Origin of the sequence: Amycolatopsis taiwanensis DSM 45107 (assembly GCF_000519205.1) — a bacterium.
Classification (GTDB): Bacteria; Actinomycetota; Actinomycetes; order Mycobacteriales; family Pseudonocardiaceae; genus Amycolatopsis_E; species Amycolatopsis_E taiwanensis.
In genome coordinates this window covers 142,855-157,941 of the sequence record NZ_JAFB01000016.1, presented here as the reverse complement: position 1 = coordinate 157,941, position 15,087 = coordinate 142,855, and the positions used below count along the sequence as shown (strand labels likewise).

15 protein-coding genes are annotated in these 15,087 nt (G+C 69.2%); 11 read left to right on the top strand and 4 right to left on the bottom strand.

Annotation, left to right across the window (positions count from 1 at the left end; all coding sequences use genetic code 11):
* The first annotated feature begins 123 nt into the window (after window positions 1–123).
* The 4 genes from A3CU_RS0115425 to A3CU_RS0115410 all read left to right on the top strand — a co-directional run bounded on the left by A3CU_RS0115425 (window position 124) and on the right by A3CU_RS0115410 (window position 4,812).
* Complete coding sequence (locus A3CU_RS0115425) at window positions 124–1,086, top strand: SurA N-terminal domain-containing protein (RefSeq protein ID WP_245617096.1); 963 nt, start codon at window positions 124–126, stop codon at window positions 1,084–1,086.
* Window positions 1,083–2,024 carry a nucleoside triphosphate pyrophosphohydrolase gene (locus tag A3CU_RS0115420; RefSeq protein ID WP_027943063.1) on the top strand — a complete coding sequence of 314 codons (942 nt, stop codon included), beginning with the start codon at window positions 1,083–1,085 and terminating at the stop codon, window positions 2,022–2,024. The genes A3CU_RS0115425 and A3CU_RS0115420 overlap by 4 nt, the downstream gene beginning before the upstream one ends.
* A 9-nt stretch (window positions 2,025–2,033) precedes the next feature.
* Complete coding sequence (locus tag A3CU_RS0115415; protein ID WP_027943062.1) at window positions 2,034–2,699, top strand: lysozyme family protein; 666 nt, start codon at window positions 2,034–2,036, stop codon at window positions 2,697–2,699.
* A 466-nt stretch (window positions 2,700–3,165) separates the two neighbouring features.
* Complete coding sequence (locus tag A3CU_RS0115410) at window positions 3,166–4,812, top strand: hypothetical protein (protein WP_156960383.1); 1,647 nt, start codon at window positions 3,166–3,168, stop codon at window positions 4,810–4,812.
* A 6-nt stretch (window positions 4,813–4,818) separates the two neighbouring features.
* Here the strand turns inward: A3CU_RS0115410 and A3CU_RS0115405 are convergent, their stop codons facing one another.
* Entirely contained in the window at window positions 4,819–5,223 is a 405-nt protein-coding gene (locus A3CU_RS0115405) for a tetratricopeptide repeat protein (protein WP_027943060.1), read from the bottom strand.
* A 132-nt stretch (window positions 5,224–5,355) separates the two neighbouring features.
* Between A3CU_RS0115405 and eno the strand changes: the two genes are divergently transcribed.
* The 5 genes from eno (at window position 5,356) to A3CU_RS0115380 (ending at window position 10,422) form a co-directional block, all read left to right on the top strand.
* Window positions 5,356–6,642 (top strand): phosphopyruvate hydratase, encoded by a 1,287-nt coding sequence (gene eno, locus A3CU_RS0115400; protein ID WP_027943059.1) that lies wholly within the window; start codon window positions 5,356–5,358, stop codon window positions 6,640–6,642.
* A 49-nt stretch (window positions 6,643–6,691) separates the two neighbouring features.
* Window positions 6,692–7,243: a septum formation initiator family protein gene (locus A3CU_RS44905; protein ID WP_043841208.1), complete on the top strand. Its 552-nt coding sequence runs from the start codon at window positions 6,692–6,694 to the stop codon at window positions 7,241–7,243.
* A 299-nt stretch (window positions 7,244–7,542) separates the two neighbouring features.
* Window positions 7,543–8,040 (top strand): DUF501 domain-containing protein, encoded by a 498-nt coding sequence (locus A3CU_RS0115390; RefSeq protein ID WP_425388249.1) that lies wholly within the window; start codon window positions 7,543–7,545, stop codon window positions 8,038–8,040.
* Between the two features lie 177 nt (window positions 8,041–8,217).
* Entirely contained in the window at window positions 8,218–9,414 is a 1,197-nt protein-coding gene (locus A3CU_RS0115385; RefSeq protein WP_156960382.1) for a lytic transglycosylase domain-containing protein, read from the top strand.
* 54 nt (window positions 9,415–9,468) lie between these two features.
* Window positions 9,469–10,422 carry a Ppx/GppA phosphatase family protein gene (locus tag A3CU_RS0115380; RefSeq protein ID WP_027943055.1) on the top strand — a complete coding sequence of 318 codons (954 nt, stop codon included), beginning with the start codon at window positions 9,469–9,471 and terminating at the stop codon, window positions 10,420–10,422.
* Window positions 10,423–10,451: 29 nt separating this feature from the next.
* On the opposite strand, the gene A3CU_RS0115375 is transcribed toward A3CU_RS0115380, so the two are convergent.
* A complete protein-coding gene (locus A3CU_RS0115375) occupies window positions 10,452–11,609 on the bottom strand; it encodes an FAD-dependent monooxygenase (RefSeq protein ID WP_027943054.1) in 1,158 nt (385 codons plus the stop codon).
* 72 nt (window positions 11,610–11,681) lie between these two features.
* Here A3CU_RS0115375 and A3CU_RS0115370 point away from each other — a divergent pair, with 72 nt between their 5' ends.
* The gene (locus A3CU_RS0115370; RefSeq protein WP_027943053.1) at window positions 11,682–12,242 is read left to right on the top strand and encodes a TetR/AcrR family transcriptional regulator; all 561 of its coding nucleotides are present in this window, start codon (window positions 11,682–11,684) and stop codon (window positions 12,240–12,242) included.
* A 207-nt stretch (window positions 12,243–12,449) separates the two neighbouring features.
* On the opposite strand, the gene A3CU_RS44900 is transcribed toward A3CU_RS0115370, so the two are convergent.
* Both A3CU_RS44900 and A3CU_RS0115360 read right to left on the bottom strand, forming a co-directional pair.
* Window positions 12,450–12,782, bottom strand: a complete 333-nt coding sequence (locus tag A3CU_RS44900) for an NUDIX domain-containing protein (RefSeq protein ID WP_052371747.1) — start codon at window positions 12,780–12,782, stop codon at window positions 12,450–12,452.
* 72 nt (window positions 12,783–12,854) lie between these two features.
* The gene (locus tag A3CU_RS0115360; protein ID WP_027943052.1) at window positions 12,855–14,339 is read right to left on the bottom strand and encodes a S10 family peptidase; all 1,485 of its coding nucleotides are present in this window, start codon (window positions 14,337–14,339) and stop codon (window positions 12,855–12,857) included.
* Between the two features lie 22 nt (window positions 14,340–14,361).
* Between A3CU_RS0115360 and A3CU_RS0115355 the strand changes: the two genes are divergently transcribed.
* The gene (locus A3CU_RS0115355) at window positions 14,362–15,054 is read left to right on the top strand and encodes a uracil-DNA glycosylase (protein ID WP_425388247.1); all 693 of its coding nucleotides are present in this window, start codon (window positions 14,362–14,364) and stop codon (window positions 15,052–15,054) included.
* Window positions 15,055–15,087 lie beyond the last annotated feature (33 nt).

Here is a 15,087-nt window from a genome sequence, read left to right as displayed (position 1 = left end):
CCGATTCTGCTGTCGTAATGTTGGATCCGGAGATCGCGAGCGATGCCGCACTGGACGGGGTTCACAAGGACTCCCACTCACCGTCCGCCCGGGTTGTGAGAGGGTACCGGTGTGATGCGGATCATGGGTCGTCCTCGTGCGCTTGTTTCCGTCGTTCTCGGTTGTCTGCTGCTCGCCGGTTGTGGGTCCGGGCCGAGCCAGACGCGGGCCGCCATCCTCATCGGTGACCACGAGATCACCGTGGACCAGGTGCAGCAGGTGATCGACCGCGCGGTGACCCAGGAACCGGCCGCGCAGCAGTTGGCCCAGCAGCACAAGCTGGACCTGCTCGGCCGCGCGATCGTGGGCCAGTTGGTGGTGCACGAGATGATCACCCGGGCGGCGCAGCGGGAGGGCCTGCGGGCCGACCCGGCGCTGGTCGCCCAGGCCGTCAACGCGCTGAGCCAACCGTCGCCGACCAGTGGCATCGACCCGGCAGTGCTGGCCGGGGACATCGCCCTCCGCGCCCGCGACCACACCGAGGCCGCCACGGACTACGTGCTGGAACGGGCGCTCGGTGAAAAGTACTTCGACAAGCTGTCGGTCGACTTCGACTACACGACCGTGAGCACCGACGACAACGGCCCGCGGCGCGAGCAGGCGGAGGCCAAGGCCAAGCAGTTCGCCGCCTCGCCGAACGCGGCCACCACGCTGGTGCGCGCCGACGCCGGCGCGGGGATGGACGCCGAGCTGGGCACGACCCTGCCCGCCCTGCAGTCGCCGATGTTCGCGGGCTCGGTGCTCTTCGGCGTTCCCGCCGGCACGGTGGTCAGTTTCGAGGCCGATCCCAGTCAGTCGGTCTGGCTCGTCGCGGTCATCCGCAAGCGTGACCTGAACGCCTCGCCGGCCGTCGACCAGGCCCAGCAGGCCACCGCGGGGCAGCTCGCCTCGGTCGGCATCCGGCTGCTGCAGCAGGACGTGGAGCGTTCCGGGGTGAAAATCAACCCGCGTTACGGTGTATGGGACCCGGTCGCGATGGACGTCGCGCCCAGCGCGGCGGAAGTCTCCGGCTTCGTTCTACCGGTGGAGGGATACGTTCAGCCTTGACGGTTGTCCTACTGCGGCATCCTGACCTCGGCGTGCCGGCCGATGCGGTGCCGGCGTTGCGCGCTGCCGGCGCCGTTTACGCCGCAGGGGTGGATCCGGACCAGCTCGGGGCGAAGCCGGCTCCGGACGTGGAAGAGCTGCTGGCCGAGGCCCAGGAACAGTCGATCGTGCTGTTCGCCGCCCGGCTCGACGATCCCCGTGTGGTGGCCCTGCGTGACGCGGGTTCTCGCGTGATCGGCCAGTCCATCAAGGGCGCCGGGCTGCTGGCCGCGGTGGACGTGATGGACCGGCTGCGTTCGCCGGGCGGCTGCCCGTGGGACGAGAAGCAGACACACGAGTCGTTGCGGCAGTACCTCGTCGAGGAGACCTACGAACTGCTCGAAGCCATCGAGGAAGGCGACCGCGACGCACTGCGCGAGGAACTCGGCGACGTGCTGCTCCAGGTGATCTTCCACGCCCGGGTGGCCGCCGAGCATCCGACCGACCCGTTCGACCTCGACGCGGTCGCGGGGGAGCTGGTCTCCAAGCTCGTCGGCCGGCATCCGCACGTCTTCGCCGACGCCACGGCCGAGCACCATGAAGGCCGGTGGGAGGAACTCAAGCAGGCCGAGAAGCGGCGGGAGTCCATAGTGGACGGCGTCGCGCTCGGTCAGCCGGCGGCTGCGCTGGCGGGCAAGCTGGGACAACGCAGCGGCCGCGCCGGCATTCCGTCCGACCTGTTCCCGGCGGGCACGGACCCGGCCGCCCGGCTCTTCCGGCTGGCCGCCTCGGCCCGGCGGTCCGGCCTCGACCCCGAGGGCGAGCTGCGCGCCGTGGCCAAACGGTTCGCGGCCGACGTGCGCGCCGCGGAACAAGCGGCCCGCGCCGACGGGGTGGACCCGGCCACGCTCGAAGCCGACGGCTGGCGGGTCTACTGGCCTTCGGGCATTTCCGGCTAACCTGTCCGGGTGGCCGGACCCATGCAACCAGTCGGCATCGGCAGCCGTCGCATTCCCAACCGGCTGCTGCTCGGCGCCGGCGTGGTCGTCACCGGGCTGGTGCTGTTGCTGACCATCGGGGTCGGCGGGCGTGAACGGCCCGAACAGTCCGGCCAGCCACAGCCGGTCGAGTCGGCCCAGTCGAACCCCGTGCCCGCGGGGCCCGCGCCGAGCGCCGCCGTCGCCGCGCCGCCGGACCGGCCGCACGCCTCGGACTTCGCCGCATTGGACAGTTGGGCGAGAGGGCTGGCCAAAACCACGCATCTCGCGTCGAACGTCCTCATGGCCTACGGCAGGGCCGAGATGTGGCTGCGTGACGAAGCGCCCGGCTGCCATCTGTCGTGGGCCACGCTCGCGGGGATCGGCCAGGTGCAGGCGGTCGGCTCGGGGCCGCTGCCGGTGCCGGACGCGATCTGGCAGCAGTGGTCGGTGCGGGCCACCAACGACGGGAAGCGCCCCGACCCGCGTAATGCCGACGACGCCGCGCTCACCGCCGCCCGTGCGCTCTGCGCCGGTGGTGCCGACCTGTCCACCGGGCCGGGCTGGTGGGCCGCGGTGCTCGGCTACACCCAATCCCCCGCCGATACCCGGGACATTCTCGCCGCGGCCAACAATTTCGCCACTGTGTCCGCCTGATTTGCGGCCGCGTCCTATCGCTGCGCTATTCAGACAGAAGCGGATAACCGCGGAAAGCGTCCGTTAAATTCCCCTCGCGAGTCCCACCTTCCGGTAGCGCGAGTCCCACGTTCCCGTAGCGCGTGTCCCACGTTCCCGTAGCGCGTGTCCCACCTTCCGGTAGCGCGTGTCCCACGTTCCGGTAGCCCGGTACGCGGAACTCGCACGACGGGAATGTGGAACTCGCACGACGGGAATGTGGAACTCGCACGACGNGGAACTCGCACGACGGGAATGTGGAACTCGCACGACGGGAATGTGGAACTCGCACGACGAGAATGTGGGACTCGCACGACGGGAGTGTGGGACTCGCGCGACGGGAGTGTGGGACCCGCGTGACGGGAGTGTGGGACTCGCGCGACGGGAGTGTGGGACCCGCGCCGGGCGGCCCGCACATGAGCTGAATAGCACTGGAGGGGGAATTGTGGTGACCAAGTCAAATCGCGCCGGCGAGCCACGGCCACCAGCACGGAAGCGCCTGTGGACAGGCCTGAGCGTCGGCGCGGTCGTCCTGCTGGCTCTCGGCGTCGTCGGCGCCTTCCTGCTCGGCCGCGGTCGTGCTGACCAGAGCCCGCAAGCCAGCCCGCAAGCCAGCCCGAAGACCGGCGGGCACGGGTGGTTCCCGCACGGCGTGGTCCCCGAGCCGGGACCGCCGGACCGGGAGCGCGAGGCGGTCATCGCCGCCTTGCGCGCACTCGACGCCTGCGCACTGCTCGATCTGGACTACGCGAAATCGCACCGGAATCCCAACGCCGTCACGATTCCGACCGGGCCGCATTCCTGCTCACTCGTCGCGGACGCCAACTGGAGTCCCGGCTACAACAGGCTCTCCCTCGCGGTCGGCGCCAATAATGATTTCGAGGGCCGGTTCAGTGAGAAACCGATCGCCCTCGGCGGCGCGAAGGCGTATGAAATCGATCAGGGTGACGACTCGCTCCCGGACTGCGTGCTCGATCTTCCGGTGAGCTACACCCTGTCCATCGAGCTGAAGACGGACGCGTCAGCGGGCTGCCAACTCGTGAAGGACTACGGCGCGGCGACGGTGGCCAAGCTGGCCGACCCGGACGCTCGCGGCGTCGACACGGCGAAACGCCCCTTGTCCGCGTGGGACGGCTGCGCCTTCCTCACCAGCCTCTACGGGCCGGACCTCGACGGATACCGGTTGACACCGAACAGCCGCAGCAGCGACCCATTCAGCGGGTGCGAATCCAGTAACGAGCGGGGGAAGACCGGGCCGAGCCTCAAGGTCACCTACGACAAATGGGCGCCGAAACGCACCGACCAGCTCATCCGGATCGCGGGCAAGGACGCCGCCGTCCGGGGCGCCGCGGGCGCTTGCACCGTGTCGTGGAACCAAGGCGGGTCGTCGAGCCCCAACGAGTGGTTCGGTTCGGTGATCTTCGAGTTGGCCGACGCCGACTGCGTCGCGGCCGAGCGCCACGCCGCCGAAGCGGTTGAACTCGCCGAGCGGGCGCCGGAGGGAAGCGCGGCGCGTCCACAACGCCCATTGCTCTATGGGCCCGACGACAACGACACCGGCCGGATCGGTGCCTGCGCGGACCTCTTCAACTCTCCGTGCGCGCCATACCAGGGCGGCGTCACCGTCGCGCCCACGTTCGAAGCCGCAGCGGCGGATTCCCAAGCCGACCAGGCGGTGCAGTGCGAGGCGTTCTCCGAGGCCGTCAAGAGTGCTTACGGTTCCTCGTTTTCGCCCGTCATCTGGGGCACTCACTGTATGTTCGTCGAGCCCACCCACGCCATGCTGGTGTACGTGGACATCGACGGGAAGAACGTCCCCGCCGATTACGGAACGGACCCGAGCCTGTGGGCCGATCGGCAAGTCAAGCCGATCGACGGGAAGCAGTCGGTGACCTTCTGGGACACCCGCAGGTCCGAGTACGACGTCTACTACTCGCCCTATGGCGACATCAGCCGGCCGGGAAACCTGCACATTCACCTGGCGGCGGATCACCCGAGGGGAGTCCGGGGCACCTCGACCGCGACGCTGGAGCCGGCCAGGGCCGAACTCGCCGAGCGCGTCATCACGTTGGTCGACCGAAAGTACTTCCGGTGACTCGAATCACCCCTCCTGGAGGTGAACCCGGGCGTTGACCTCGGACAGCGCGTCCTGGTACTCCGGCACGGGGTTCATCGCCCACGCCATCCGGAGCTGGCCCAGGGCCTCGACCAGGCGACCGAGGCGCTGCAGCGTGCGGCCGAGCACGAACCGGGCGTAGTGGTCGGAGGGGTCCAGTTCGAGCACCCGGGTGAACGCCCGCTCCGCACGGTTGAGCTGGGCGGAATGGAAGTAGGCGCGTGCGGCGAGCAGCTGCACGCTCGGCTTGTCCGGCTCTGCTTCGAGCACCGGTTGGAGGACTTTCAGCGCGTCCAGCGGCCGCCTGTTCTCGATCAGCGCCTCGGCCTGCCGGAATGCCTTGAACCGGTGCTCGCCCGTATGGTCCCGGGCCAGGTCCTCGTCATCCATAGTCTGATCGACGTTACCCGCCACTCGCCTTTTCCGGCAGGGGTTGACCAAGCGTCTCCCCATCGCCACCCGCCACGCGGCGGTTATTAGTCTGAACCCGACGTCGCTGGACTATCGATGAGGGAGCGAACCGTGGCGGTCATCGAGCAGGTAGGTGCGCGCGAGATCCTCGACTCGCGCGGCAACCCGACGGTCGAAGTGGAGGTCGCTCTGGACGACGGCACGCTGGCGCGGGCCGCGGTCCCGTCGGGTGCGTCGACCGGCGAGCACGAGGCCGTGGAGCTGCGCGACGGTGACGCCGCCCGCTACGGCGGCAAGGGCGTCGAGCGCGCGGTCGCGGCCGTGTTCGACGAGATCGGCCCGGAACTCATCGGCACGGAGGCGGTCGAGCAGCGGATCGTCGACCAGAAGCTGGTCGACCTCGACGGCACCCCGGACAAGTCGCGGCTGGGCGCGAACGCGCTGCTCGGCGTGTCGCTGGCGGTGGCCAAGGCGGCGGCCGAATCGGTCGAGCTGGAGCTGTTCCGCTACCTCGGCGGGCCGAACGCGCACGTGCTGCCGGTGCCGATGCTCAACATCCTCAACGGTGGCGCGCACGCCGACACCGACGTCGACATCCAGGAGTTCATGATCGCGCCGATCGGCGCCGAGTCCTTCCGCGAGGCGCTGCGCTGGGGCGCCGAGGTCTACCACGCGCTCAAGTCCGTGCTCAAGGCCCGGGGACTGGCCACCGGCCTGGGCGACGAGGGCGGCTTCGCACCGAGCCTGTCCAGCAACCGGGAGGCCCTGGACCTGATCACCACGGCCATCGAGAAGGCCGGCTACACCCCGGGCCGGGACGTCGCGCTCGCGCTGGACGTGGCCGCCACCGAGTTCTTCGGCGACGGTGTCTACACCTTCGAGGGCAGCAAGCGCAGCGCCGAGCAACTCGCCGCGTACTACACCGAACTGGTCGACGCCTACCCGCTGGTCTCGATCGAGGACCCGCTCTCGGAGGACGACTGGGACGGCTGGGTCGCGCTGACCGAGCAGCTCGGCGAGGCCGTCCAGCTGGTCGGGGACGACCTGTTCGTGACCAACCCGGACCGGCTGGAGCAGGGCATCGAGCGTGGCGCGGCCAACGCGCTGCTGGTCAAGGTCAACCAGATCGGCACGCTCTCGGAGACCCTGGACGCGATCACGCTGGCCACCTCCTACGGCTACAAGTCGATGATGAGCCACCGGTCGGGCGAGACGGAGGACACCACGATCGCCGACCTGGCCGTGGCCACCGGGGTCGGCCAGATCAAGACCGGCGCCCCGGCGCGCGGCGAACGCATCGCCAAGTACAACCAGTTGCTGCGCATCGAGGAGATGCTCGGCGACGCGGCCCGCTACGCGGGCGACCTGGCCTTCCCGCGGTTCACGCCGGAGGGCTGATGCGCCCGTCGCGAAGCCAGGTGCTCGCCGCGAGAGCGACGGTCGTCGAGTGACCAAGCGGGCGCGGGAGCGCAGCAGCCGTGGGCGCCGCACGGAAAGTTCACGCGTTCGCCGCACGGAAGGTGTCCCGGCGCGGCACCCGCTGCGTGGCCGGCGGGTGCCGCGCGCCGGGGCCGTCCGGGCACGGCTGCGACGTGGGTTCGCGGCCAAGCAGGCCGGCAACGCCGCGCGGGTGCTGGGCATATCCACCACCCGCCGGGCCGCCGTGCTCGCCATCGTGATCTGCGCGCTGGCGTTCACCCTGGCCGTGCCGCTGCGCACGTATCTCAGCCAGCGTGCGGAGATCAAGGTGCAGGAACAGCATCAGGCCGAGCTGCAGGCCGAGGTCGCACAGCTGGAGGCACGCAAGGCCGCGCTGAGCGACCCGGCCGAGGTGGAGGCCGAGGCGCGCCGTCGCCTGCGGTACGTGATGCCCGGCGAAACCCCGTACCTGGTCCAGCTCCCCGAGGACAGTCCGCAGAGTCCCCAGCAAGGTGGCCAGCAGAAGCCAGGCCCCAGCCAGGCCTGGTATCAGCAACTATGGTCCAGCCTCTCCGGCTGAGATTTTGACGGGTGGCTTGCGTGGCGGTGCGGGTGGCGGAACCTCAGAGGCCTTCTCGCTCCGGGATCGCCTCCTCATGAATGTCCAATTCACCACGTCGGCGCTGTCCTCGCGAGAAGGCCTCTGAGAACCCGCGGCGGTGCGGGTTGCGTGCCTCACCGTAAGCGGCTTCGCCGCTTGTGAAAGATGGCCTCACGGTAAGCGGCTTCGCCGCTTGTGAAAGGCGGTTTCACCGTGAGTGGCTTCGCCGCTTGTGGAGGACGGCCTCAGCTAGCCTTGAGGGTGTGAGTAGGACGGAAATGCCCGTGTTCGAGCCGGTGACCGATGCCGACCGGGAGATCATCGCCGCGCAGCTCGGCCGGCCACCCCGGGCGCTGCGCGCGGTCGCGGCCCGCTGCCCGAGCGGGCACCCGGCCGTGGTGCAGACCAGCCCGAGGTTGGAGAACGGGACGCCGTTTCCGACCCTCTACTACCTGACCTGCCCGCGCCTGGCCTCGCTCGTCGGCAGGCTGGAGGCGTCCGGGATCATGCGCGAGATGACCGAGCGGTTGGCCACCGATCCGGAGCTCGCCGCCGCCTACCGCCGCGCGCACGAGTCCTACCTCGCCCAGCGCGACGCCATCGAGCCACTCGGCCACGAGATCACCGCGGGCGGCATGCCCGGTCGCGTGAAATGCCTGCACGTACATCTCGCTCACACCTTGGCATGCGGGCCTGGTGTGAACCCGTTCGGCGACGAGACCCTCGAACTGCTGCGGCCCGACTGGCCGTCCGGCGACTGCGCCGCTCCGGCCTGATTCCCCCTGCGCTGAAATCGCACTCGAGGCGGTCCGGCCGGAGTGCATGAGTGGCCCGTTCATGCCGAATTTCGACAGTAACGAGTCACTCATGCCACGATGGTCGGCCGGGCAAACATGCACTTAACAGCGGCCGGGTGAAGATCTAGGGTCGGGTGTGACTGGGGAGGTGGCGCGGTGAGCCTGAGACGGGCGCGGATCGCCCGGCGCAAGATTCGCAGGATCGGCCTGCATTACCGGACCCTGGTCGCGGTGGTCGGTGGGGTGCTCGCCGTGCTGCCCGCCCTCGTGGCCAGCGGCGGCGCCGTCGATTGGGCCAGCCGGGTCAAATCCACGGACACCCGGGATCTGGCGCTCATCGAAGGCTTCAATCCGGAGCACGTGCAGGTCAACGTCGACGGGTCACTGCCGCAGGCTCTCGCGCCCAGCGACCTGCCGCTGTCCGACTACGAACTACCAGCCGCCTACGTGTTGCCCGGTGGGTTACTCGGCATCCCCGCCACCGTGTTGACCGCCTACCACAACGCCGCCGACATCCTGTCCATGGAGCAGCCGAACTGCCACCTTGATTGGGCGCTGCTCGCCAGCATCGGCCGTATCGAGTCCAACCACGCCCGCGGCGGATATATCGACAAGAATGGCAAGACGCTCGAACCGATTCTCGGCCCACAGCTCAACGGGGCCGGTGGCTTCGCCGCGATCCCGGACACCGACCACGGCCTGTACGACTCCGACCAGGTCTGGGATCGCGCGGTGGGGCCCATGCAGTTCATCCCGTCCACCTGGCGCCGGTGGGGTGCCGACGGCAACAGCGACGGCATCTCCGACCCGAACAACATCTTCGACGCGACGCTCGCCGCCGCCCGCTACCTGTGTGCGGGCGGCGCGGACCTCGCCAACCCCGATCAGCTGCGGGCGGCGATCCTCCGCTACAACAACTCAGCCATCTACCTGGCGATCGTCCTGGCGTGGGCGGATGCCTACCGCAACGGTGTGCTGCCGCTGCCGGACAGCCCGGTGCCGATCGGCGCGCCGGGCCCGCCCCTGTTGCCGGCCCCGCCGCCGGTGGCGCCACCGGTGACCCCGCCACCATCGCCTGCCCCGCCGCCTCCGGGCACCAGCACGCCGCCGAGCCCGACCGATACGAGCACGAATTCGACGAGCGTGCCCTCGTCCGACGGCCCCGACCCGCCGTCCACTCCGCCGACCTGCCCGACCACCAGCGATTCCAGCTCAACCACCACGACCACCACCACGACCACTCCGCCGACCTCCACGACCGGCAGCCCGTCGCCGTGCGAGCCGCCCGGTGCGTCACCCGGTGAGTCGCCCGGCGACGACACCACCACGACGACCGTCATGACGACGCCATAGCGTTGTGGGGGCTCCGCCCCCCACGCGCCCGGCCGGGGCCCTTAGAGTTGGGACATGCCCAGGGTTGCCGCGATCGACTGTGGAACGAACTCCATCCGGCTGCTCGTCGCCGAGTTGACGCACCGCCATGACGGCACCGTCGACCTGCGCGATCTGCACCGCGAAATGCGCATCGTGCGTCTCGGTCAGGGCGTGGACGCGACCGGCCGGCTGGCGCCCGAAGCGCTGAGGCGCACCCGCGCCGCGCTCGCCGACTACACCATCGCCGCGCGCCGGAAGGGTGTCGAGCGAGTGCGCATGGTCGCCACGTCCGCCACCCGCGACGCGAGCAACCGCGACGAGTTTTTCGCCATGACACGGGAGGTTCTGGGCGTCGAGGCCGAGATCATCAGCGGTGACGAGGAGGCACGCCTGTCCTTCGCCGGCGCCGTCGGCGAGCAGGACCCCGACGACGGCCCGTTCCTGGTCGTCGATGTCGGTGGCGGATCCACGGAGCTGGTTCTCGGCGAGTGGGACGGTGAAAGCGTGTCGGTGACCTCGGCGCGCTCGGTCGACATCGGCTGCGTGCGGATCACCGAGCGCGCGCTACGGTCCGATCCGCCCACGGCGGACGAGATCGAGGCAGCCCGGCAGTTCGCCTGCGGCGTGCTGGCCGAGGCATTCGAAGCGGTGGACGTCACCAAGGCCAAGACGTGGATCGGCGTCGCCGGCACGGTCACCACGCTGTCCGCGGTGGCCCAGCGGCTGGACGAATACGACGCCACGCGCACGCATCTCTCCCGGCTGTCCACTGAGGACATTCATCGGGTGGCCGACGAACTGCTCGCCGCCGACCACGAGAGCAGGGCCGCCAACCCGGTGATCCACCCCGGCCGGGTGGACGTGATCGGCGGTGGCGCGCTGATCGTGCGAGTCCTGTCCGAGGAACTGGCCGCCCGGGGTGGCCCGGCGGACCTGCTGGTGAGCGAGCACGACATCCTCGACGGGATCGCCCTGTCGCTTCGGTAGCCGCGACCGCGTCCGCACGCCGGCGCCGGTCAGTAGTCCTGCAGCGCGACCGCGTTCGCGGCCTCGCGCATCGGTTCCGTGATGCGCGCGACCATCTTGTCCTTGCCGGGCATTTTCGGCATCAGGCGGAGCATCTTCAACTGGAACCACAGCTGGGCGCGACTGTGCTGGATCATCCCCTTGAGCTGCTTCGGACCCAGTTGCTGGTTCAGGTCGGCGAACTTCCGCAGCTGTGCCTCGTAGCCCGCGAACGCCTTGGTGTGGCCTGCCGCCGCCTTGAGCTCGCCGGCCAGCACATACGCGCCGACCAGTGCCACGCTCGTGCCCTGCCCGGAAGCGAGCGACGGCGCGCAGGCCGCGTCGCCGAGCAGGACGACACGCCCCTTCGCCCAGTTCTCGCAGTGGATCTGGCTGACGGTGTCGACGTAGAAGTCCGGTGCCTCGCGCACGCTGTCCAGCAGGCGCGGCACTTCCCAGCCGGCGCCGGCGAAGGCCTCGGACAGTGAGCCCTCCGACTTGAACAGGAACATCGCGCGGGCCTCGTCGGCCTGCCTCGCGCGGTAGACGAGCGCCACCCGGCCCGCCATGGGGTAGGTGACTTCCCAGCGGTCCAGGTTCAGGTAGTTGGGCACCGTGCCGATCGCGACCTGGCAGCCCAGATCGCGGCGGAAGTTCTCCTCCGGCCCGAAGGCCAGTTCGCGCACCCTGGAGTGCAGGCCGTCCGCGCCGACGAGGAGGTCGAACCGCCGCGACGGCGCGGCCTCGAAGGTGACATCCACGCCGTCCCCGTCCTGCCGCAGCGCGGTGATCGTGTCGCCGAAGAGGTACTCGACGTCGTTTTTGGTTGCGTCGTAAAGGATTTTGGCGAGGTCGCCGCGCATCAACTCGACGTCGTCTTCCTCGTGCATGGAGAACAGCTCGGCGCTCATGACCGCCTTCTCGTGCCCTTCCTCGTCGACGATCGTGCTGCCCAGCATGTCGGTCGCGTAGCGCCGCACCTCGTCCAGAAGTCCCATGCGCCGCACGACTTCCAGGGCCGTGCCGCGGATGTCGATGTTGTAGCCGCCTTCGCGCAGGCGGGGAGCGCGCTCCACCACGGTGACAGCGAAACCGTGGCGGTGCAGCCAGTAGGCGAGGGTCGAACCTGCGATGCCGGCGCCGGAGATGAGGACGGTTCTGGTTTCCATGACCGGAACCGTACACATGTGTCAGACAATTGTGCAAGACACTTGTCTGAGACGCCTGTTAAGCTGGGTCATATGGGAAATCGTGAGGATCTGCTGGCCGGCGCCAAGCGCTGCCTGTACGAGAAGGGCTACAGCCGCACGACCGCGCGGGACATCGCGTCCGCGGCAGGCGTCAGCCTCGCCTCGATCGGCTACCACTTCGGGTCGACGAAGGCGCTGCTCAACGCCGCTGTCTTCGAGGCGATGGCGGACTGGGGCGACAAGCTGGGCCAGGCGATGGCCACCGGCGAACGGAGCTTCGAGGCCATCCTGCGGCGGGTACTCGACTCCTATCGCGCCGACCGCCCGCTGTGGCAGACCCAGGTTGAAATGGTTGCCCACCTCAAGCACGAACCCGAGTTGCGTCGCGAGGTCTCGGCGATGCAGAGCGCGGGCCGCTTCGGGCTGGCGGAGATCTTCCTGGGCCTGAACCACCAGGACGACGAGCAGGCCGCGCGCGTGGCCGGGATGTTCTACCAGGTGCTGATGAGCGGACTGCTCGTGCAATGGCTGATCGACCCCGAACTCGCCCCCAGCGCGGAGGAACTCGCCGAGGGGATGCGCCTGGCGGCCTCCGCCACCGACCGCACCTGACCCGCCGTCTCCTCGCCCGCCCCGCGTGTCCCCACCCCAGGCACCCGAGTTCCCGGTCCAGGCACCCGAGTTCCGGCTTCAGGCGGCCGAGTTCCCGGTTCAGGCGCGTGTGTCCCCGGTTCAGGCTGTCGAGTTCCGGTTTCGGGACACGTTGCCGCGCCGACTCGGTGCTCGGGTGCCGGGGCCGTGCTTGATGCTGAAGGGAGATCAGCTGATGGCGGCTCGCTGTGTGGACGACGGAGGCGTCCATCCCCGGATGCTGAAGGTCGAGCCGGTGCGGTAGGCGGCTATGCCCGCGGCTGGGTAGTCGATGATCTGTTCGGGGAGGTCATCGAGCGCGAACCAAGCGAGCTTGAAGCATTTGTCGGGTTCGCGGTTGGCGGGTTCGCCGGTCCAGTGGTGGGTGGCGAAGAACAGGCCGAGGCGGGGTTCGCGGCCGGAGCCGTTGACGTGGATGGTGTGGACATGAATGAGGTCGGCGGCCTCGATGAGTACGCCGACTTCTTCCGCGGCTTCACGGACGGCGGTGGCGGCCGACATGGGCCACGCGGGTCGAGGACCATTCCGACCCGCGTTTGTCCCACGCCGGCCGCGGCGCTGGATCGGCTTGACTTACCGATTGCTGCTGGTGGAGATGAAGGCCGCCAGGTCTCGCGACTGCTGGAGTCGCGAGGGTTCGTGGACGTACATCATGTGGCCCGCGGGGTAGTAGGCCGATTCGATGTTCTCCCGCAGTTCTTCCGGGATGGGCAGGTGCGCCAGCACGTGTTCGGCGGCGAAGTACGGTGTGGCGCCGTCGTAGTGGCCGAGCGCGACGTGCACCTTCAGGTGCGGGTTGGCGCGCATGGCCGAAGCGAGCGACTCGACGGCGGAGACCGCGCGTCCCTCGAAGTCGGCGAATGACCACGCCCGGTTGACATCCAGCGACAGCACCTCGTACGGCAGGTCGTTTTCGTACCCGAGTTCCGTGCGGACATAGTGGTTGAAGCCGGCCGAATAGGCGCCGATGATGCGCGAGGTCGAAGCGTCGTCCCGCATGTGCTCGCGACCGCCGTCCGGCTCCCAGGTGGTGAACCGGCCGTCCATGCGCCCGGTGGTCAGCCCGCGGTCGCGCAGCAGTTCGGTGAAGAACCGCACGTGCTCGATGCGCAGGTTCACCTTGTCCACATAGGACTCTTCGAGTCCGGTGAGGGAAGCCAGCGTCCGCACGGTCTCGGTGCGTTCCTCGGTGGTCATGCGGGCACCGCGCTGCAACGCCCACGGCAGGTCGCGCGCCGCGAACTCCTCCGCGTCGGCGAGCACGTCGTCGAGTGGCCGGTCGCCGTGCCGGCCGTGGTAGTGCGCGATCGCCGCGTAGGTCGGGACGAACAGCGAGTAGGGCAGGTCGTTGCCTTCGGTGAACCGGATCGTGCCCATGTCCAGCACGCTCGAGATCAGCATGATCCCGTTGAGGAACAGGCCGTGCCGCTCCTGCAGGTGCTCGGCGAGCGCGGCCGCGCGCAGCGTGCCGTAGGACTCACCGGCCAGGAACTTCGGCGACAGCCAGCGGCCGTTGCGCGATGTCCACAGGCGGATGACCTCCCCGACGGACTCCACATCCTGGGTGAAGCCGTGGTAGTCCTGGGATTTCTCGCCGGTGGCCGGCCGCGAGTAGCCGGTGGAAACCGGGTCGATGAACACCAGGTCGCTGTGCGCCAGCAGGGATTCGGCGTTGTCGGCCAGCCGGTACGGCGGCGGCTCGGGCGCGTCCACGTCACCAGAGACCACCCGGCGCGGCCCGAGCAGCCCCATGTGCAGCCACACGCTCGCCGAACCGGGCCCGCCGTTGAACGCGAACGTCACGGGCCGGGAGCCGGGGTCCGCGTCGTCGACGGTGTATGCGGTGAGGAACACCTCGGCCTTGGCCTGATGACCGTCGAACTTGCCGTCGGTCACCACTTCCTTGCGCAGCACGATGCGCCCGGTCTGGGCGGTGTAGGCCAGCTTCCGGCGCTTGACCGTCAGCGTGTGTTGGGTGGTGACCAGGTTGTCGACTGGTTCGGCGGGCCGTTCGGCGGTGGAGGTTTCGCCGGTTTCCTCGTCGGTGGTTTCGGGCATGATCCTAACTTAGTCTGGCCTGGTGACGACGGAAACCACGTTGGCGGAGCTCGACATTGCGGTGTCGAAATGCCGCCGCTGCCCGCGGCTGGTCGAGTGGCGCGAGCACGTCGCCGAGACCAAACGCGCGTCCTACGCGAACGAAACCTATTGGGGCCGCCCGGTTCCGGGGTTCGGTCCCGCGGACGCGTCGCTGGCGATCGTCGGTCTCGCCCCCGCGGCACACGGCGGGAACCGCACCGGTCGCATGTTCACCGGAGATCGTTCCGGCGATGTGCTTTTTCAAGCGCTCTACGACGTTGGGCTCGCTTCGCAGCCGCAGTCGACGTGCATCGGCGACGGCCTGCAGTTGTTCGGGACGAGGATCACCGCGCCCGTGCACTGCGCCCCGCCCGCGAACAAGCCGACCCCGGCCGAACGGGACACCTGCCGACCCTGGCTGGTGCGCGAACTCGAAATGTTGCGGCCCACGCTGCGGGCCATGGTGGTGCTCGGCGCGTTCGGCTGGCAGGCGGTGCTGCCGGTGCTCGCCCCGCTCTGGCCGGTGCCGAAACCCGCGCCCCGGTTCGGGCACGGCGTCGAGGTGCCGCTCGGAGATCTACGGCTGTTCGGGTCGTATCACGTGTCGCAGCAGAACACTTTTACCGGCCGGCTGACCCCTGAGATGCTGCGTGAAGTGCTGGAGCGGGCGAAAGAGTCGGCGGGATTAGCCTGACGGGCAGAGTGGTATCATGCGTGATACCATGTC

Coding starts and splice junctions, on each gene's coding strand:
- A3CU_RS0115425 (WP_245617096.1), top strand. CDS start 124: ATGGGTCGTCCTCGTGCGCTTGTTTCCGTCGTTCTCGGTTGTCTGCTG.
- A3CU_RS0115405 (WP_027943060.1), bottom strand. CDS start 5,223: ATGGATGACGAGGACCTGGCCCGGGACCATACGGGCGAGCACCGGTTC.
- A3CU_RS0115390 (WP_425388249.1), top strand. CDS start 7,543: ATGCCCGTGTTCGAGCCGGTGACCGATGCCGACCGGGAGATCATCGCC.
- A3CU_RS0115380 (WP_027943055.1), top strand. CDS start 9,469: ATGCCCAGGGTTGCCGCGATCGACTGTGGAACGAACTCCATCCGGCTG.
- A3CU_RS0115375 (WP_027943054.1), bottom strand. CDS start 11,609: ATGGAAACCAGAACCGTCCTCATCTCCGGCGCCGGCATCGCAGGTTCG.
- A3CU_RS0115370 (WP_027943053.1), top strand. CDS start 11,682: ATGGGAAATCGTGAGGATCTGCTGGCCGGCGCCAAGCGCTGCCTGTAC.
- A3CU_RS44900 (WP_052371747.1), bottom strand. CDS start 12,782: ATGTCGGCCGCCACCGCCGTCCGTGAAGCCGCGGAAGAAGTCGGCGTA.
- A3CU_RS0115360 (WP_027943052.1), bottom strand. CDS start 14,339: ATGCCCGAAACCACCGACGAGGAAACCGGCGAAACCTCCACCGCCGAA.